This is a genomic window from Bacteroides sp. GD17 (genome assembly GCF_038448625.1).
Classification (GTDB): domain Bacteria; phylum Bacteroidota; class Bacteroidia; order Bacteroidales; family Bacteroidaceae; genus Bacteroides.
Genome location: NZ_JBCEZS010000003.1, coordinates 435,064 through 455,211, shown reverse-complemented (window position 1 = coordinate 455,211; position 20,148 = coordinate 435,064). Strand labels below are relative to the sequence as shown.

The 20,148-nt window shown below is 44.0% G+C and carries 16 protein-coding genes; 10 read left to right on the top strand and 6 right to left on the bottom strand.

Annotated features, from left to right (window positions below):
* Nucleotides 1-5 precede the first annotated feature (5 nt).
* Complete coding sequence (locus AAE250_RS07285; RefSeq protein ID WP_294597668.1) at nt 6-371, top strand: VOC family protein; 366 nt, start codon at nt 6-8, stop codon at nt 369-371.
* Nucleotides 372-407: 36 nt separating this feature from the next.
* On the opposite strand, the gene AAE250_RS07280 is transcribed toward AAE250_RS07285, so the two are convergent.
* The 3 genes from AAE250_RS07280 to AAE250_RS07270 form a co-directional block, all read right to left on the bottom strand.
* Nucleotides 408-998 carry a type 1 glutamine amidotransferase family protein gene (locus AAE250_RS07280; protein WP_294597670.1) on the bottom strand — a complete coding sequence of 197 codons (591 nt, stop codon included), beginning with the start codon at nt 996-998 and terminating at the stop codon, nt 408-410.
* Between the two features lie 64 nt (nt 999-1,062).
* On the bottom strand, nt 1,063-1,413 hold the full coding sequence (locus AAE250_RS07275; protein ID WP_294597672.1) for a DUF3795 domain-containing protein: 351 nt from the start codon (nt 1,411-1,413) through the stop codon (nt 1,063-1,065).
* 261 nt (nt 1,414-1,674) lie between these two features.
* The gene (locus AAE250_RS07270; RefSeq protein WP_294597675.1) at nt 1,675-2,532 is read right to left on the bottom strand and encodes an AraC family transcriptional regulator; all 858 of its coding nucleotides are present in this window, start codon (nt 2,530-2,532) and stop codon (nt 1,675-1,677) included.
* 85 nt (nt 2,533-2,617) lie between these two features.
* Between AAE250_RS07270 and AAE250_RS07265 the strand changes: the two genes are divergently transcribed.
* The gene (locus tag AAE250_RS07265; RefSeq protein ID WP_294597677.1) at nt 2,618-3,322 is read left to right on the top strand and encodes a TIGR02757 family protein; all 705 of its coding nucleotides are present in this window, start codon (nt 2,618-2,620) and stop codon (nt 3,320-3,322) included.
* Between the two features lie 49 nt (nt 3,323-3,371).
* On the opposite strand, the gene AAE250_RS07260 is transcribed toward AAE250_RS07265, so the two are convergent.
* A complete protein-coding gene (locus AAE250_RS07260; protein ID WP_294597678.1) occupies nt 3,372-3,902 on the bottom strand; it encodes a DJ-1/PfpI family protein in 531 nt (176 codons plus the stop codon).
* 165 nt (nt 3,903-4,067) lie between these two features.
* On the opposite strand from AAE250_RS07260, the gene AAE250_RS07255 reads away from it, so the two are divergent.
* Nucleotides 4,068-4,418 (top strand): winged helix-turn-helix transcriptional regulator, encoded by a 351-nt coding sequence (locus tag AAE250_RS07255; protein ID WP_294597681.1) that lies wholly within the window; start codon nt 4,068-4,070, stop codon nt 4,416-4,418.
* Nucleotides 4,419-4,470: 52 nt separating this feature from the next.
* Here AAE250_RS07255 and AAE250_RS07250 read toward each other — a convergent pair whose 3' ends face one another.
* Both AAE250_RS07250 and AAE250_RS07245 read right to left on the bottom strand, forming a co-directional pair.
* The gene (locus AAE250_RS07250) at nt 4,471-4,764 is read right to left on the bottom strand and encodes a YtxH domain-containing protein (RefSeq protein WP_294597682.1); all 294 of its coding nucleotides are present in this window, start codon (nt 4,762-4,764) and stop codon (nt 4,471-4,473) included.
* A gap of 160 nt (nt 4,765-4,924) precedes the next feature.
* Complete coding sequence (locus AAE250_RS07245) at nt 4,925-5,239, bottom strand: hypothetical protein (RefSeq protein ID WP_294597685.1); 315 nt, start codon at nt 5,237-5,239, stop codon at nt 4,925-4,927.
* A 248-nt stretch (nt 5,240-5,487) separates the two neighbouring features.
* On the opposite strand from AAE250_RS07245, the gene AAE250_RS07240 reads away from it, so the two are divergent.
* The 7 genes from AAE250_RS07240 (at nt 5,488) to AAE250_RS07210 (ending at nt 20,091) form a co-directional block, all read left to right on the top strand.
* On the top strand, nt 5,488-5,763 hold the full coding sequence (locus tag AAE250_RS07240; RefSeq protein ID WP_294597687.1) for a putative quinol monooxygenase: 276 nt from the start codon (nt 5,488-5,490) through the stop codon (nt 5,761-5,763).
* Nucleotides 5,764-5,841: 78 nt separating this feature from the next.
* Nucleotides 5,842-8,583: a heparinase II/III domain-containing protein gene (locus tag AAE250_RS07235; protein ID WP_446715734.1), complete on the top strand. Its 2,742-nt coding sequence runs from the start codon at nt 5,842-5,844 to the stop codon at nt 8,581-8,583.
* 94 nt (nt 8,584-8,677) lie between these two features.
* Nucleotides 8,678-11,470 (top strand): two-component regulator propeller domain-containing protein, encoded by a 2,793-nt coding sequence (locus AAE250_RS07230; protein WP_294597690.1) that lies wholly within the window; start codon nt 8,678-8,680, stop codon nt 11,468-11,470.
* 209 nt (nt 11,471-11,679) lie between these two features.
* A complete protein-coding gene (locus AAE250_RS07225; RefSeq protein WP_294597693.1) occupies nt 11,680-12,195 on the top strand; it encodes a sigma-70 family RNA polymerase sigma factor in 516 nt (171 codons plus the stop codon).
* Between the two features lie 36 nt (nt 12,196-12,231).
* Nucleotides 12,232-15,495: a SusC/RagA family TonB-linked outer membrane protein gene (locus tag AAE250_RS07220; RefSeq protein WP_294597696.1), complete on the top strand. Its 3,264-nt coding sequence runs from the start codon at nt 12,232-12,234 to the stop codon at nt 15,493-15,495.
* Between the two features lie 24 nt (nt 15,496-15,519).
* Entirely contained in the window at nt 15,520-17,487 is a 1,968-nt protein-coding gene (locus AAE250_RS07215) for a RagB/SusD family nutrient uptake outer membrane protein (protein WP_294597699.1), read from the top strand.
* A 180-nt stretch (nt 17,488-17,667) separates the two neighbouring features.
* A complete protein-coding gene (locus tag AAE250_RS07210; protein WP_294597702.1) occupies nt 17,668-20,091 on the top strand; it encodes a family 43 glycosylhydrolase in 2,424 nt (807 codons plus the stop codon).
* The last annotated feature ends 57 nt before the right edge of the window (nt 20,092-20,148 follow it).

Here is a 20,148-nt window from a genome sequence, read left to right as displayed (position 1 = left end):
AACAAATGAAGAATTTGATTGCATTTTTTGAGATTCCGACCAGAGACTTCCGTCGGGCAGTCGATTTTTACGAAACGGTACTGGGTGTGCAACTTCCTGCTTATGAATGGGAAAAAGAAAAAATGGCGTGCTTCACCGAAGAAGGTGAAACGGTAGGTGCCATATCTTGGTCACCCGATTTTCTTCCTTCGGAGCATGGTGTATTGATTCATTTCAACTGCGATGACTTGGAAGTTGCTTTGGAAAAAGTCATTTCGAAAGGAGGAAGGGTTGTCATTCCTATAACGAAAATTCAGGCAGAAGGCAAGGGGTACTTTGCAGTCTTTGCCGATTGCGAGGGGAATCATGTAGGGTTGTACGCCGATAAGTGATAATTTAGGGGCGCTGCGCCCCTAAATTTCCATTTATTACACAAATCCGTTCTTATAGAAATTATACGATTCCCGGATTCTTTCTGGAGTATCGGCCTCGAGCAGCAGAAGCAGTTCGCGGGAGAACTCTAATTGCCCCGTACCGTTGGCGGTGACGATATTCTTGTCGCTGGCGGCTTGCTGTTTTTGGTATCCGGCTTCGTTCGTATACCGTTCGCCGGCCCATAGTTTCAGTTGCTGAACGGTGTTTCCGGTATGTTTTACGTCGTTCAGGAAACCATGCTTTGCCATGAAGGAGGCCGCGTTGCAGATTGCACCGACTATTCTCCCGCGTTGCAGGGCATCTTGTATTAATGGTACTACTTGTTCAGCTTCCGGAGAACCCCATTGCATGCCACCTATCAGTATCAATGCTGCATAGTCTGTGGGTATTGTCTGGAAACTATAATCGGGCAGGGTGTGGAAACCGCCGATGGAACTTACGGCATCCATGGTGGGAGCCGCGACTCTGGTCGTATATTTCACTTCACTGCCCGGCATTACTCCCGCATTGAGGGAGGAGGCGATGAATGCACCTTCCCAGTCGGCATATTCGTTTAATAAGACGAAGATTACTTCTTTTTTCATTAGTCTGTTTTTCTTATTTACTCTTTTTATTTAGTGACAACACGTAAACAGCATCTTTCGAATGTCATTTTCGTCTCATCGTTTGTTCTCCTCTCCGGGTCATCTCCTCTGCAAAGGCTTCGGCACCGTTCTCCTTGATATACCGGATGCAGGCAGCCCGGTCGGAATTAAACAGAAGGGCGAATACCTTTCCGATGAGATTGGAATGTATCTTACATGCCTTTACGTCTGTTTCGCACTCGGCACAAGTGGCATAACCTTTGTCTTGACAGCATCGTCGGTTTTTGCACCAACCGGCTTTCTCGTTTTTGTGGCAACCGGGGCATGAGCCTTTTAAGAATTTCCGGCAAGCTCCGCAGTAAAGCCCGCAAGCCGCAATGTATGAGGCATTAGCCTTAATTTCTGTTTTGTCCATTATGGAAGTGATTTTTTAATGTCTACTTTCTCTTGCTGCAAAGTTACATTTATTTGGGAGAATCAATGCGATAATTATCCTCAAAAAGTATGGTTGTTAAGTGGTGGAGTTACTAATCTTTATTCGTCCTGCTATGGGGAAATTTTCATACCACTGTAGTGGTATGCATTTCTCCTTATAGTGGTATGCAATTTCCCCAATAGAGGAACGAATAAATATATACTATATGAAACCTTGCATATAGTGATAAAAGTTTCTCGTTTATTCTACAGGAATATAAATCTCCGTTAGCAGTTCTTCCGGTGCCGTTGTCGACGGGTCATTCATATAACGTTCCGCACTGGGTTCATCCCGCAGGGTACACTCCATTTCGGGAATGTATTTAGCATAAATGGTATCATAGACGGCTTGCAGATGCTCGTAAGAACCTTTATACAAGAAGATGGCATAGCGCCCGGCAGGTATTTGCTTGGAGCCGACGTCACCTTTAGGACTGACGGCTTCGGGCATAACCATACATACATCGGTGCGCAATCTTTCGGTCGGAGTCACCTTGGGATCGTCGTGATAGATACAGTACGGCATCACTTCACCTATCGGCAGTTTCTGCTCCCGGATGAACTGGAAAAGGCGCATCCATGTGCCGCAATAGTCATTCAGTTTGTAGTCTCCGAATAAGCGGATATAAATTACATTTTTTGCGGGAACTTCTCTGATTTCCCGTTTTAGTTCCAGTTCCGGACGGATAATGGCTGGTTTCATAATTACAAAGTTTTTATTGTTACGATACTCTAATGGTGAAATGCCGTAGAACTGCTTGAATACTTTCGACAGCGACGAAGAGGAAGAATAACCGATGCGATAGGCAATGTCTGCTATCGGCAGGTCGGAATAACGCAGCAATCGGGCGGCAGCTTCGGTACGCGTCCGGACTATAAACGTACCGATGGGCTCTCCCAAAAAGGCTTTCATGATGCGATGGAAGTAAAACGGGGAGAAATGGGAAATCGCGGCCAGTGATTTCAGGTCAATTTCTTCTCCGAGGTGCAGATTGATGTAATCTACCACTGCATTCACACACTTCTGATACTCTTCTTGCGTTGTCTTTTTCTGTTGCATAGTTCTATTGGGCTTTTTCATGCTGCAAAAATAAGAGGAAAAGAGATAGGGGAGTTGTCCGATGTTGCTATATTTGCAAATTAGTATGACCGAAGATATAAAGCGACAATTATCAGCATGGGCGGCAACTTATCACTGTGCCGACTTTATACAGAGCGATCCGGTGCAATTTCCGCATCGGTACGTGCAGAAGCAGGACATTGAAGTGAGTGGCTTGCTGACGGCTATCATGAGCTTTGGTAACCGCAAGCAGATTCTGAAGAAAGCAGATGAACTGCACGCCTTGATGGGGGCTTCTCCTTATAAATATGTATTGTCGCGCCGGTGGGAGAGAGATTTCCCTTCGACGGATAGCAGCAGCTTTTATCGTATGCTTTCTTATGCCGATTTCTACTCTTACTTCAAGCGGTTGCACGCGGCATATTCCCGTTTTGACAGTCTTGAAGATGCTTTGTTGGTGCACTGCGGCACGCCTATGGAGAAGCTTTGTGCATTTCTGGATGTTTCTTCCAAAAGTCCTCAGAAGAAGCTGAACATGTTTCTGCGCTGGATGATACGCCGGGGTCCGGAGGTGGATTTTGGCATTTGGGAAAACTTTGACTGCCGGGATTTGATAATCCCCTTAGATACCCACGTCTGCCGTGTAGCCTGCGACTTAGGACTTACCGAGACGGAGACTTTCTCCCTGAAAAATGCCCGCCGGATTACTGCTGCATTGGCGGAGGTCTTTCCCGATGATCCGTGTTTCGGAGATTTTGCGCTGTTCGGTTATGGGGTGAATCATAAATGAAAAAAGTTCTATTGCCCTCCGACATCAGGCAATAGAACTTTCTGTTTTGTTATGCTTTCAGTGCGGCAATCACCTTCGGCATCATTGTCCAGATATGGTTTTCATCTTGGGCAGTGTAGAAGTTTCCGTCTATTTCGGATGGACTGTCGGTAGCTTTTCCATTCTGGATGGCGGCCTTTGCCAATGGGTGGACGGCTACTTTCTTGCCTTTCGTCACTCCGGTGAAGTCGAACATCATGGCAGCGGCACAGTGGCCGATCATCATTTTGCCTTTCTCGCCGAAAGCCTTGACTACTTCCAGCATCGTAACATTATATGGTTTGTCTGCGTTCTGCTGGAATACGGGCACTGCATCGCCGCAAGAGAATACCAGCGCATCGTACTCATCTTCGTGTCCTTTCAGGTTGGCTACTACATCATCCGCCATCAGCGTAATGCCGGAGTTGGTTTTAATTTCCTTGCTATCTGCCACTGCATATACCTTATAGGAAATGCCATTCTCAAAAAATGCTTCCAAATATTGGAATAAACCGAATCCGTTAACCGGATTGACTGCTAAAACCGCAACTTTCTTTGCCATAATTTTAATTATTAAGTGAGACAATAGTTATTTTCAGTAAGTTTATTACTTTTGTACAGCAAAGTTATGCTTCTTGTCCGATAAAAACAAGAAGGAACTTGAATGTTAGATAGTTACAACAATGTAACTATTGTTGGTGTTCAACTAATTAGGAAAAGTTAAAATATGGAAAACTTTCATCGTATAGATGTTTGTCCGATAAGGGATGTGCTGAGCGGACTTGGCGATAAGTGGACAATGCTTATTTTGGTTACACTGAAGGCGAATGGAACAATGCGTTTCAGTGATATTCAGAAGACGATAGGCGATATTTCCCAACGTATGCTGACGGTTACGCTCCGTTCGCTGGAAACCGATGGCTTAATAGTCAGGAAAGTATATGCCGAAGTTCCGCCTCGTGTGGAGTACGAGCTTACGGAAACGGGGCGCAGCCTGATGCCGCATATCGAGTCTTTGGTAGGGTGGGCTTTGGAGCACATGGATGATATTTTGCACCGGCGTAACATACAAAACTAAGGGAGGACAGTAATCGTTTTACTGTCTTCCCCAAGGACTATAGGCAGTCATCTTATTTCTTTGCATCTGCAAAGGAATGTACCTTATTCTTCAGATTGTCAGCCTTCTCGGCTGCCTCATGAACTTCATCCGCCACTTTATCCGCTACTTTGGTTCCTGCATGCAGTGCTTCCTCTTCAGCAGTGTGGAACATGTCTTTGGCTTCGCTGCCCGCTTTGTGAATGGCATGACACATTTCTCTTCTCAGTCTTTCAGCTCTTGGCGTACGAGAAAAATGATAAACTAATGCACCTACAACCGAACCGATCCCCAGTCCGATCAGAAAATGAGATTCTTTACATTTCATAATTAAGTTAGTTTTAAACGATTAAAATTAAAATCAATTCTGTGTAGATAACATGCCAGCCCTGCGTTGGTTCATGCCGTGCAACGCAATTAATAAAAAATAATTCCGATTCGTCACGAACCGGAATTATTTATCATGAGTTATCTACTTTGCGAGATGCTTATTCTTTTACAGCTTCTCCTTTTTCATTCAAAAGAACAGTTGTTTCAGTGCCATCTTGAGCGGTAACTACAATTTTGTAAACCTTAGCGCCGTCTTTTTCTTTCACATAGGCTTCTTTTACCGAAGTTCCTTCATAATCTTTTGCCAGCGTCTGCATAACAGCTTGCGGCAACTGGGTGGGGTCCATCTTTACAAACTCGTCTTGTGGAACCTGTGCTTCTGCTACTACTGCTGCGTTGTTTACTTCCTGTGCAAATGCTACAGAACTACCTACTCCCAAAATCATTGCTAATGCTACTAATACTTTTTTCATAATCGTAAAGTTTAAGTGAATATTTTGTTTTATTGTTTCTAACGCTAACTATAGGACAAAGGGGATGCCAAAAGATAGTGGCTGTTTTTATATGTTTGTATATCAGTGTAATATGTATGAAATGTGCTTATCGTGGCCTATCAATGAAGTGTAGAAAAGTGTGGAATTGGGTAATACACTTGGGGAATAATTGCACGGTTCTAATTTATTCTGCTTAAATTTGCCGAATACTTAAAATATATACAGATATGATTAGATTAAATGTTTTTATTCAGGTAAGTGCGGAGAACCGTGCTGCTGTTTTGGAAGCTGCAAAAGAATTGGTTGCATGCTCTTTGAAAGATAAAGGTTGCATTGCTTATGACATTTTTGAGAGCGCAACCCGCAGTGACGTCCTTATGATTTGCGAAACGTGGGAGAATGCCGAGTCATTGGCTGCGCACGAGGCAGCAACTCATTTTGTGACACTGGTGCCTAAGATACAAGGACTGGCTTCCATGAAGTTGGAGAAGTTCGACTTCTGATATAAATAAAACGAAAAGTACATTGTGCATTGAGTGTAAAGAGTCTGTTATACGTATATAAAAGAAAAGATATATACCATGAAACAGACTCTTATACTAATCGCCTTGTTCTTTTCCGCGTTGCTGCAAGCGCAGGTCAATACTCAATCTATGCAGCTTTCTCAGGAACATCCGCGCTACCTTACCGGTGCCGGAGGAAAAGAGACCACTCTGAAATTGATCAATGACGAACCGTGGGCTAAAGATGTGTTCGGCAAACTGAAGGCAAAGACCGACGTATATACCCAATTGACGGAAGCACAACCCGAATGGTTACTTTCGCGCCTTGCCATGTATTGGGAGTCTCATGCAACAGATGTATATGTCAAAGGCGAAACTTTCGACCATGCCGGTGGACAGAAAGCACCTGTTCCTACCGTACGCTATACAGGCACGCGCGGGACTTTTGCCACACACAGCCGTCCCAAGCTGGAAGATGTTGTGCCTTATGACGATGCCGGAGGCAATGTGACATTTTGTAATAGTACCTTGCCCGGAAATCCGATGGAAAGCGTGCATCCTTCCAAGACGGGGCGCAATATCGAGGCTCTGAATCGTGAAATTATCGGCATTGCCCGCGATGCTGCTTTTCTCTACTGGCTGACGGATGAAGAGAAGTATGCTAAACTGGCAGCCGGAGTTTTCGATACCTATATGCAAGGCATCTATTACCGCAATGTCCCTGTTGACCTGAATCACGGCCATCAACAGACCCTGGTCGGTATGACTTCTTTTGAGGTAATCCATGAAGATATTCTCCATGATATTGTTCCTCTCTACGATTTCCTTTATAATTATCTGCATGCCAATTATACCGATAAACTCGATATCTATGCCGGAGCTTTCAAGAAGTGGGCCGATAATATCATTGCGAATGGTGTTCCTCACAATAACTGGAATCTGATGCAGGCGCGCTATATCATGGATATCGGCATGGTTCTGGAAGATAACCATCTCTATGCCGACGGCAAGGGACGGGAATATTACATCGATTATGTTCTCAACCGTTCCAGCATCCGGCAGTGGAGTCTGAAGAAACTGGCGGATTACGGTTTTGATCCGAATACCGGTATTTGGGCTGAATGTCCCGGATATAGCAGTGTCGTATTGAATGATTACGCTAACTTTACCAATCTGTTCGACCGTAACCTGCATTATGATTTGACGAAAGAGTTGTCCGTTATACCTAAGGCTGTGGCTGCCACTCCGCAGTATTTGTTCCCTAACCGGATGATATGTGGTTTTGGAGATACTCATCCCAGTTATTTGAACACCAATCCCGTGGTGCGCATGATAGAGAATGCCCAGGTCAATGGCAAGAAAGAGCAGGAAGACTATTTCACCGCTTTGCTGAAATGCTTGAATCCGGATGCAGACAGGGCAGGGGAGAAAAAGAATGTCCGTGTTTCCATCAATGCCTTTTTTGATGACAAGCCTCTGGCGCTGAATCCCGAAATAAAGGCAGGCAAGATAGAAGACTATGTATCGCCGTTGTTCTATGCTCCCAATGTATCATGGCTGGTGCAGCGCAACGGTATGCATCCCCGTCATAGCCTGATGATATCCATGAATGGCAGTGAAGGAAACCACATGCATGCTAACGGCATTTCTATGGAACTGTATGGCAAAGGTTATGTCCTCGGCCCCGATGCCGGCATCGGACTTTACTTGTATAGCGGTCTGGATTATGCCGAATACTATTCTCAATTTCCCAGTCATAACACGGTATGCGTAGATGGCATATCCAGCTATCCGGTCATGAAAAGCAACCATGCTTTCCGCCTGAAATCCTGCTTTCCTGCTCCGTCGGCAAAGAAAGGGGAGTTTGCGCCTGTAACATACAGCGAAGTCTACTTCCGCGAACCCGAAAGCTGTGCCGATCAGACCCGCCTGATGGGAATCGTTACTACCGGACCGGAAACAGGATATTATGTCGATATTTTCCGGAGTCGCAAAACAGAGGAAGGAGACAAGATGCACGATTATTTCTACCATAACTTGGGGCAGACGCTCTCGCTGACCGGTACGGATGGGGCAGACCTGAACCTGCAATCGACGGAAGAGTTGGCATTTGCCGGTGCACATCTGTATGCCTACTCTTATATATACGATAAGAAAGTGTCGGAGACGGATAAGGACGTGAAAGCTACTTTCACCATGGCAGCGGAAGACGGCGACGATATTTCCATGAATCTTTGGATGAAGGGAGAGCCCGAACGAAAGGTGTTTACAGCTTTATCTCCTATGACAGAGGGGTACAGCCGCACACCGGGAATGCCTTACGACATCAAAGAACAGCCAACACTCACTTTTGTAGCCCGGCAGGCCGGCGAAGCTTGGAACCGACCGTTTGTTGCTGTTTACGAGCCTTCTTCGGTCAAAGAACCCGGCGGTATCTCTTCCGTCGTTTTTCCTGAGGTGGAATGTACGGAGCAAGGTAGCCATGTCGGCATCAGAATTACTCAAAAGAACGGGCGTACCGATCAGATTCTGTCATCCGATCATCCCGCCCATCTTTGTGTTATGGGGAAGATGAGTGCTTCGGCCGCTTATGCTCTTTGGGGAAGCAACCGGCAGAGTGGAAACACGTTGTTTTTAGGAAACGGCACTTTGCTGCAAACACCCGGAGCCACTATAAAATCGGAAACTCCGGTCAATGTACTCTTGGAAGAAAATGCCGACGGATGGTACTGTACCTCTTCCGGCAACTGTTCAGTTTTGCTGAAAGGTAAGGAGTACAAAATCCAGGCGGCGGGGAGAATGAAAATACAGATTCAATAAGTTAATGTATTTTCGCTTTTTTCTTTATAGGCTGAGAGTGCAACGGGATTTTTCATTATATTTGTTGCGTTTGATTAATGGTAACACAGATTTAATGAAAGACATATTGAGATACATACTGACTTGTTCCTTATTATTGATTAGCCTTTTTGCATATCCGCATTCGTATGCATTCCGGGGAGTATCTGTATCCGAAGGACTTTCCGATTTATTGGTCAATGCAATTTATAAGGATACAGAAGGGTATGTATGGTTGGGCACCGGCAGTTCACTCGAACGTTTTGACGGGGTTCACTTCAAACATTATCCTATAATAGGTGCCAATGAAAAACTGAAAAGGATCAATGCTATCACCGAAATGGCTGATAACCAGATTTGGCTGGGAAATGGCATGGGGCTTTGGCGTCTGAATAAAGAGACGGATATATTGGAAAGCATCGTTCCCGAAAAGATAGATTGTCCGGTACATTCACTTCTGGCAGAAGATGGTATACTGTATATCGGTACTGAAAAAGGGTTGTTCCTTTATAAGGACGGTAAGTTGGACCAGGTTTTGTTGGATAAGAACACCTTCTCTGCAGCCAATACTATTACTGATATTTGTAAAGGAGCAGAAGACATTCTTTGGCTGGCTACCGAAAGCGGACTTTATTCTTTGCAATTGTCTGACAGAAAAGTGGCCGGATATCATAACATAATGAGTGATAAGCATGTATGTGCCTTCAATCACATAGCTCGGATTGGTGAAATGCTTTATTTGGGAACGATGGATCAAGGCATTATAGCTTTCGATACCCGTATCGGCAAGTTCGGTCATTTTGTAGATGTGGGATGTAATGTCATTTCCTCTTTGTCCAGTGATGGAAAGAATATATTGTATGTAGGTACGGATGGCAATGGTGTTCATTTCATTGATACCGGTCAGAAACAGATTATCCGTTCTTTGCGGCACGAGTCGGGAAACGACGGAAGCCTGCGTTCCAATTCTGTCTATTCGTTGCTGGTCGATCGTGACGGGGTTATTTGGGTGGGTTTTTATCAGTTTGGGCTTGACTATACGCTATATCAGACTGATTTGTTTTCCACTTATACTTTTCCTCCTTATTTCGATTCGAAAGATATGCCTATCCGTGCCGTCTCTATCCGTGCACACGAGAAGTTGATCGGTTCCCGTGACGGCTTGTTCTATATTGACGAACAGCGGAAGCGCTTCAGAAGCTTTAAAGTGCCCCAGATGCGTTCCAGCATGATATTTTGCATATTATACCATCAAGGGGAGTATTACGTGGGGACTTATGGAGGTGGAATGTATGTCTTGAATCCCGAAACTTTGACTCTTCGTGATTTTGAGCCGGAGGAGTCTATGCCTTTTCAGAAAGGACATATCTTCTGCATCAAGCAGGATGCTGATAATCAGTTGTGGATAGGAACTTCTCAGGGCATTTACTGCTATAAAGACGGCAAACAATCAGCTCATTATACCAGTGCCAATTCCAAGCTTCCCGAGGGGAACGTGTACGAGATTTATTTCGATTCAGCAGGTAAAGGATGGGTGTGTACGGAAAATGGAATGTGCATTTGGGACCCCTCTTCTGCCAAGTTGAGGACGGATATTTTTCCGGAAGGCTTTATTCAGAAAGAGAAGATCAGAGTTGTTTATGAAGACAGTAAGCACAATCTTTATTTCTTTCCGGATAAAGGTCCCTTGTTTATGTCCGATTTGTCTATGAATAGTTTCCGACAACTGCAACCCGGTACCCCTTTAGAGGGAAGGGACGGGCTTTTCATTGTTGAGGACAATGATCAGTGGCTGTGGTTGGGTACCAGCAATGGTTTGTTCGGTTATGATAAAGAACATAATTTTGTTCCTTATAATTTTGTGGACGGTATTCCCAGTCCGATTTTTACTCTTTGCCTGCCTATATGCGACGAAGAGGGGAATCTTTGGTTTGGCAATACCAAAGGATTGCTGTATCTGGATGTTGCCCGCATGGAGTCCAAGAAGCAGAACCCTTATCCGGTCATGGTTACGGATGTATATATCAATGGCCGTCCTTCCCGGCATCCGGTTCTCCGTGAAAAGGATGGAAAGTCGGAAATTTCGTTGGAATCTTCTCAGAAGAATATCACTTTCAGCTTTTCTGACTTCTCGTATACCTCTCCGGGATTTATGTCATACGAGTATAAGTTGGAAGGGGAAGATGAAAGCTGGATTGCGATGACGGGCAGTTCGGATGTTACTTATTATAATCTGCCTTCGGGCAGCTATGTGTTCAAGGTGCGGCGTATGGGGCAACCGGATTCTGAAAGTCGGTTGGCGGTGAAGATAGCATCTTCTTTCAGTGTATGGGCTGCTTTGGGAGTAATCGTTGTATTGCTGCTGGGAGGTGGAGCAGGCTATTATATATGGCGCTCGAAAAAAGGTACAGGGCAGCCGGTTCCGGCAGTGGAGGCTACAGTATCTGAAACTGCACTTCCTGAAATAAAGCCGGTGCCGGAAGACAAATACAAAACAAATAAAGTCAGTCCCGAAGAGTGCAAGCGTTTGACCGAGAAGCTCGAGAATATGATGCATCGCGACAAGCCATATACTAATCCCGATTTAAAGATTGCAGATCTGGCTGCTGTTATGGGCACTTCTGCCCATACACTTTCTTACTTGTTCAATCAGCATCTCAACCGTAATTATTATGATTACATCAATGATTATCGTATTTCCGAGTTCAAGCAGTTGGTGAACAAAGACGAATATACCAAATATACATTAAGCGCTTTGGCCGAGCTATGCGGCTTCAGTTCGCGTGCTTCCTTCTTCCGTTACTTCAAGAAAGCTACGGGGATTACTCCCAATGAGTATATCCGTAGTATCGGAAAGGACAATGAGTAAGTCCTATTTCTTGCTGTAGAGTCTCAAATTATTAATTGATACTGAGAGTCCCAAATTATTAAGTCGCTATTTATTAGTGACTTATTCTGCTTTTGGTCTAAACTAATGAAATGAGATTTGTTCTGTCGCTAAAAGAAATGTTTTATCATTTTTACCTTTTATATTTGCCATCGTTAAGCAATGTAAAACATTAACCAAGGTCTGAAAACATGAAAGACATAACGATGACATCCGCCCAATTAGTAGCTGACTCTTATGTGAACTATTACCGCTCTGTTTATTACTATATATGTTATAGAATAAACAGCAAAGAGGATGCAGAAGACTTATCCCAGGACGTATTCCTCCGCTTGATGGATTACAAGCAAATGCTTCATCCGGACACCGTGAAATGTTTTATTTTCACCATTGCCCGTAATCTGGTGACTGATTATTTGCGTCGCCATTATAAAAAACAGGAAATCACCTCTTACGTATACGATCATTCCGTAACTTATACTACCGAAATGGAAAGTGGAGTTATGGCGAAAGATTTGTCAATGTTGGAGCATCGCAGGTTAAGCCTTCTTCCGCCTCAGCGCAGAAAAGTATATATAATGAGTCGTTTTGAGGATAAATCTGTGGCTGATATTTCCGCTGAACTGCAACTTTCTTCCCGTACAGTCGAAAACCATTTATTTGCCGGACGTAAAGAGATACGTGAGTTTATAAAACAATGTATATAGTTAGATCAATATAATGTTAATTTTAAATTTGTAATTATGGAGAATGATTTATCAAAGTTCCCGCTAAAGAGAATTCTTTTCTCTACGGTGATGGCTTCCGCTCTTCTGGCAGGTAGCCCGCATACTGTTTTGGCAGATGTGAACGAGGTACGGACAACCATGCAGGTTGGTACGGTGAAAGGACAAATTGTGGATGCCAATGGCGAACCGGTGATTGGTGCCAGTGTGCAGGTGAAAGGTGCCGGTACTGGAGTAATTTCGGATATAGATGGTAATTTCGCAGTAGCTGCATCATCTAATGCTACATTGATTATCTCTTATGTGGGATATAAAACACAGGAAGTCAAGTTGCAGGGGAAGAATTCCATTAAGGTGGTGTTGCAGGAAGATGCCGAATTGCTGGATGAAGTAGTAGTTGTAGGTTACGGTACACAGAAAAAAGCAACCCTGTCCGGTTCTGTATCTCAGGTAAGAGGTGACGAAGTGTTGAAAGGGAAAGCCACGACTTCGGTTGCAGCGGCTTTGCAAGGAACTATTCCCGGACTTACCATTACGCGTACTTCTTCACGACCGGGTAATGAAAATACTTCTATTTCCCTCCGTGGTGGTATGTCGGTCAATAAGGATGCCAATCCATTGGTCTTGATTGACGGAGTGGAGGCTTATACGTGGGAACTTTCTCAAATGAATCCCAGTGACATCGAGAGTATATCTGTTTTGAAGGATGCTTCAGCAGCCATTTATGGTAATAAGGCTGGTGCCGGTGTAATATTGGTAACAACCAAACGTGCTAAGGAAGGTAAAGTAACTGTGACATACAACGGCAATGTACATGCCAATATTCCAGGAAAACGCTTTCCAGTAGCCGATGGTACTACTTGGGCAAACATGTTTATTCATGCTACTGAGAATGACGCACTGGCTCGTGAAGATAAAACTCCCCAATGGTGGATGTGGTCGGAAAAAGCTTGGAGGACTGTAGCTAAGGGTGATATTTATGAAGGCGTTGAAGGTGGGATGTGGAGACATCTTGATCCTTCGGTAGATGTGTTTGATGCGATTTACGGAACTACCTGGGGGCAGAACCACAATGTAACAATAAGTGGTGGTAATGATAAGCTGAAGGCTGTTACTTCATTGGGTTATTCCAAAGACCGTTCTTTGGAGAAGGTTGTGTTTGACGGACAGAAAAAATACAACCTCCGTTCCAACATCGATTACCAGCTTGGCAAGTACATAAAGACCGAATTCAATTTATCTTATGATAAACGGATAGTTAGTACTCCCACACAAGGTATCGGACAAGGTGTGCAGGACTTTTATCTTTTTCCGTTGTACAATGAGTTCGGACAATTTTACGATACTTTCTCCGGTGAACGTAATGTCCTTTCTCAACTGACGGAGGGAGGGCGTACTAATGATACAGAAGAAGTCCTCCGTTTGGGTGGCAAACTCACAATCGATTTGAGTAAACTCACAAAGGGACTTTCTTTCAGTACGAATGCCAACTTTCGTATCCGTAAGCATTTGAAAATAGAACGCCAGACAAGAGTTACGAACTATGACTGGGCGGGTGAGAAAGAGAGTGAGACAGGACTACCGGTAAGTGGCGCTACATCAGGTTCTATTTTTAAGCAAACTGCCGATAAGGACTGCTGGGTAAAGAATACCTATGAAGATACCTTCTATCAGACTTATGGTGGCTTTCTTAATTACAGCCGCTTGTTCGGAGATCATAATGTAGCAGCGATGTTCGGTATGACGGCTGAAAAGACTGAATATAAGAAATTGTATAGTTTCCGTAAAAATATGCCGAACGATGAGCTGGATGATATCAACACCGGTGATGTGGCTACTTCAGAGGCTACAGGAGGTAGCAATCATAATGGTACGGTTTCCTATATCGGACGTCTGAACTATGACTACAAAGGCATTTATCTGTTGGAAGGTCTTTTCCGTCGTGACGGTTCTTCCAAGTTTTATAAGGATAATCGTTGGGCAAACTTCCTTGGTGTATCCGGTGGCATCCGCCTTTCCGAATATGCTTTTCTGAAAGATAAGGGTATTTTTGACAATTTGAAGATCCGTGCTTCTTATGGTGAAGCCGGTTCGCAGACCGGTATCGGAGACTATGATTATATTTCTACCATAAAACAAGGGAATACAATCCTGGGATATAATGGTCAGAAAGTGAGTACGGCATGGGTTGACGGAATGTCTTCAAAGAATCGTACTTGGGAACGCGTCAGTACTCTGAACTTTGGTTTAGACTTTGCTGTGTTGGATAACCGTTTGTCCGGTACATTTGAGTACTATGTACGAAAAAACAATGATATGTTGATCTCGGTTACATATCCTGCAACACTTGGCGCATCTGCTCCAAAGACGAACGATGGTGGTTTCCGTGCTAATGGTTGGGAATTGAACTTGCAGTGGCAGGACAGAATAGGTAAAGATTTCCAATATAATGTAGGCTTTTCCTTGGCTGATGCCAGAACTAAAGTAACCAATTATAATGGTGCGGCTGTGCATGGCGTTGGGGTCAACAATAAGGTTGGAGGTAGCGCATGGCAGGAAGGAAAGCCGCTGAACGCTATCTATGTATATAAAACGAATGGATATTTGCAGAATGATGCCGAAGTAAAGGCTTATTATAAAGAGATTACTCAAAAAGAAGGAGGTATTCATCCGGTAGAAGGCTCTGAAAACCAACTGATACCAGGATGTGTACGTCGTGTTGACGTCAACCAGGATGGTAGAATCACTACAGATGACCTTGTGTATTATGGTGATGCCAATCCTCATTATGAATTTGGTATTAATTTGGGAGCCAAATATAAAGGCTTTGACTTCTCTATGTTCTTGCAGGGAGTAGGCCAGATGTATGTATTGCGCGAAGGTTGGTTGGGAAGTCCATTCAATGCTATTTATACGAATCAGAATGTAACTTTCTGGGGAAATACATGGACACCGGAAAACACAAATGCACGTTATCCTATTATGTGCGGATGGAAAGGTGGAGCCAGAAATACCTGGAATTACAAAGACTATAACGATATTAACGTTGTAAATAGTTGGTATGTACGTGCCAAGAATATTTGCCTGGGTTATACTCTTCCCAAGTCTTTGCTTTCAAAAGTTGGTGTAGAAAATCTTCGTGTGTATGTTTCAGCCGACAACGTGTTTGAATTCTCTAATGTAAAAGATGGGTTTGACCCTGAAAGCAAGGCTGCTACCAATTCCGGTAATATGGATGTATTTGCACGTACACTCTCATTTGGTATTGACTTGACATTCTAACTAATTATCAAAAAAAGAACAATTATGAAAAAGAATAATATATTTGTGGCATTGTTGGCAGGTGCATTGCTGACAACTGGTTGTAGTGATTTCCTGGACTTGGAACCGCTCGACCAACAGACCGAGGCTATCTTCTTCAACAAGAAAAGCGATTTTGTAGAAGCTGCCATGAAGTTGCATGAAGATATTTTTGCGTGGGAAGTGGCTGATGCCAATAAAGGTGTGATAGAAGGGCTTGGATTTGACGGCGGGACAGATACCGGTGGAGGAAGTACCGGGCTGGGCACTACTCCAACTGCTGATAATTACTATACTACCGTATATAAGTGGTTGCGTCGTTGCAATGATTTGATTGCGAAAGGCGAACAGTATACCGATCAGAATGAAATTGCAGGTTCGATAGGACAAGCCTACTTCTTTCGTGCATGGCATCATTTCTTCCTTGTACAAAGATATGGTGGTGTAATAATAGCGACGAAGTCTCCCGATACCAATGACGCCAATATTGTATGGGGAAAACGTGCTTCCCGTTATGAAGTGATAAAACAAGTTATTGATGATTTGGATGTTGCGATTGCAAAACTCTCAAATACTACCGTGTCAAGCACTGGTAATGATGGCCAGGTAACTTTAGAGGCGGCCAAGGCTTTTAAAGCACGCGTATGTCTTTATGCCGGTACATGGGACAAGTATGTAGGCGAAAAGACAGATGGCGATGGCACACAGACCGGAGCAGGAACGCATAAACCGGAGGGGTATCCTTCTATAGAAGGTTTTCTCACTATGGCAAGGGACTTGTCGCAAGTTGTTATGGAAAATCCGGCATTTGAGTTATGGAAAGGAGTTGAAGAAGTGAAAGGTACCGGTAACGATGATATGTATGCACATTGCAGTTATTATTATCTCTTTAACTTGGAAGCTTCGGACTCCAATCCGTCCGGTCTGGACAAAAGCTCTAACAAAGAGTCCATATTCCGTTCGGTTTACGATGCAACGAACCGTCCTTCCAAAATGTTTTTCACTCATAGTTGGTATGCCGGAATGACGCGTAAGTTGGCTGATATGTATCTCTGTACGGATGGTTTACCGGTTCATCTTTCTCCATTATTTCAGGGATATACTGATTTTATGTCAGAGATGAAGAATCGCGATTGGCGCTTCCGCTCGGTGCAGAATGCGGCCAAGGTGGATTGGGAAGATAACTTCTCCTGGAATTGGGGATATGGTATGTACAATTCCGGTGCAGATTATAGCAAGGATATTACGACATTGGCTCAGGGCACTTATATGAATGTTCCTAATTATCGTTCACTGACCGGAGGTAGTATCGGTAGCCGCAAGTATCGCACGGAATTGGCAAGTGTCAAAGCTAACGGAGCAGAAGCTCCTGATTGCATGCATATCCGTTTAGCTGAAATGTACCTGACTTATGCTGAGGCTGTTTGTGAATTAGGAGGTGGTGATATATCAGATACCGACTTGGACAAGTCTATTAATAAAGTCCGTGAACGTGCGGGAGTAGCACCTCTTAATGCTGCTCTGCTTGCCGAGGCTAACCGTATTGCTGACGAGAAAGGCTACGGGCATCTTACAATGTTGGGCGAGATACGTCGTGAACGCGCTTGTGAATTTTATGCTGAGAGATTGCGTTTCAATGATCTTTGCCGGTGGGGAATAGCAGAAGAAGCCCTTGGTGGTCTGCCCACGTGCGGAGTCTATCTCTCTTATAAAGGTAAGGACTCTTACGTCAAGACTTTGATCAGCCCTATTGATAACGAACCGGTGTATAACCCCGAAGCATTTCCTGATGCAGTAATTTTGCAAGAACGTGTGTCATTCCCCGAATATGCCGGACTTACTCCGATGGAGCCGGGATGTGTAATTGGTACTACGGTTGTAGACCGTCAGTTCAAACAGAAAGATTACTTGCAGCCTATACCTACGGATGAAATACGTCTTAATGGTGATTTGTTACAGAATCCGGGTTGGTAATGTAAATAAAGAAGCCTAAGTTTTCAATAGGTGTTTTCGTATATACCTGCAAGATAGCTTGAAACAAACTTTCTTGCAGGTTTTATTTATATTATTTTTGGACCGATGACTGAGTGTTCTTTATATGATAGACTTATAAGAACAGAATTCAAGAAGTTGTATACTTAGAATATGAATATTATGAAAAAGTTTTCATTACTGTTTTTACTGGTTTGGATGATGTTGCATGTAGATGCGCAAGAATATCCGAAAGTAATTTTGCCGGGCGACTATCCCGACCCCTCTATTGTGAGGGATGGCAAGGATTATTATATGACTCACTCACCATTCTATTATGCGCCGGGTTTCCTCATCTGGCATTCGCAGGACTTGGTGAATTGGGAACCGGTGTGCCGGGCTTTGGCCGAATGGGATGGCTCGGCTATGGCTCCTGATTTGGTAAAGTATAAAAATCGCTTTTATATATACTACCCCTCTGCCGGAACCAACTGGGTGATTTGGTCTGATAATATTGGCGGACCATGGAGCGAACCGATTGACTTGAAGGTGGGTGGTATTGATCCCGGACATCTTGCCGGCAAGGATGGCAGACGTTATCTTTATCTGTCTGACGGGCATGTCGTGCCTTTATCTGATGATGGATTGTCCACCGTAGGAGAAGTGAAGAAAGTATATGACGGTTGGGAGTATCCGCTTGAGTGGGAAACGGAATGTATGTGCTTGGAATCTCCCAAGTTGAATTATAAAGACGGTTATTACTATATGACTTCCGCTGAAGGAGGGACAGCGGGACCTGCTACAAGCCACATGGTAGTTGCTGCCCGTTCCAAAAGTCCGCTCGGACCGTGGGAGAATTCTCCTTACAACCCGGTGGTACATACATATAGTGCACAAGATAGCTGGTGGTCGAAAGGGCACGGTACGCTGATAGATGATATAAATGGCAATTGGTGGATTGTATATCACGCTTATGCCAAAGGCTACCATACCTTGGGGCGTCAAACGCTGATTGAGCCGATTGAATGGACGGCAGATGGGTGGTATCGCACCAAATCTACCGCTACCCCAATAAAACCTGAGAAACAAATCGCACACGGATTGAAGCTGTCTGATGGTTTTAACGGACCAGAATTAGGCCTTCAATGGACTTTCTGGAAAGAATATACCCCTGACGCTTTGGCTTTCGATAAAGGAACTCTCCGGGTGAAAGCTAAGGGAGATACTCCTGCCAACGGGCGTCTGCTCCTGACAACTGCCGAAGATAAGAACTACGAAGCACAAGTGGAAGTAAATGTAAGCAAAGGAAATACAGCGGGGCTTATCTTGTTTTATAACGAAAAGGCTTATGCAGGAATCGTTTCTGATGGCAGTAAATTTATTGTGTATCAGAATGCGGATAAGAAAGCAGAGCTACCCAATGAACTGGGCAGAAGTTTTATTGCCAAAATTCATAACCAAGGCAATAGTCTTCGGATAATGGTGAGCAAGGATAATAAAGAATGGATTACTCTTGCAGAGAATGTAGATGTTTCACAGTTGCATCATAATAATTATAAAGGCTTTTATGCTCTGCGTATAGGACTGCTCTCAACGGGAAAAGGTAATGCCGGATTTAAGCGGTTCCGTTACAAGAATGCCGTTCCGCAGGAAAAAGACATGAGTGCTTATCTGATGGTGTTTCATAAAGATGAGACGCATGGACTTTATATGGCTATCAGCCGGGATGGGTATACGTTTACGGCATTGAATAATGCGGAGCCGATGATTGCCGGAGATACGATTGCCTATCAGAGAGGAATTCGTGATCCACATATTTACCGTGGTCCGGATGGCGCTTTTTATCTGGCGATGACAGATCTGCATGTGTTTGCAAAGCGGGATGGCTATCGGGAAACCGAATGGGAACGCGACGGCAAGGAATACGGATGGGGGAATAATAGGGGACTGGTCTTAATGAAGTCCTGGGATTTGATTAACTGGAAACGCGCGAATATCCGTTTCGACAAATTGACGGCAGGATTGAGTGAAATAGGTTGTGCTTGGGCTCCTGAAGTAATATATGATAAGAGAAAAGGGAAACTGATGATTTATTACACGATGCGTTTCAGAAATGAAGCGAACAAGCTGTATTATGTGTATGTGAACGATGATTTTGATACTATCGAGAGTCTGCCACAAATATTATTCGAATATCCGGACGAGAATATTTCGGCTATTGATGGAGACATCACGGAAGTGGGAGATAAATATCACTTGTTTTACGTTGCTCATGATGGACCTGCAGGAATCAAACAGGCAGTTTCAAATCGTGCGAATGAAGATTATGAATACGATCCGCGATGGTATGACTTTGAGCCGAAGGCTTGTGAGGCTCCCACAGTTTGGAAACGGATCGGTGAAGATAAATGGGTATTGATGTATGATGTGTACAGCCTGACTCCTCCGAATTTTGCATTCCTTGAAACAACAGATTTCGTCACTTTCAAGGATCTGGGACGTTTCAATGAAGGAGTGATGAAAACTACCAATTTCACAGCTCCAAAACATGGTGCAGTGATACACCTGACTGCTGAAGAGGCGGAAAGACTGGAAAATTGTTTATAAGGAGATAACCCGCTTCCTTGCCGGATGCCATTTACGTTCCTTGCTGCTTGCTGTAGA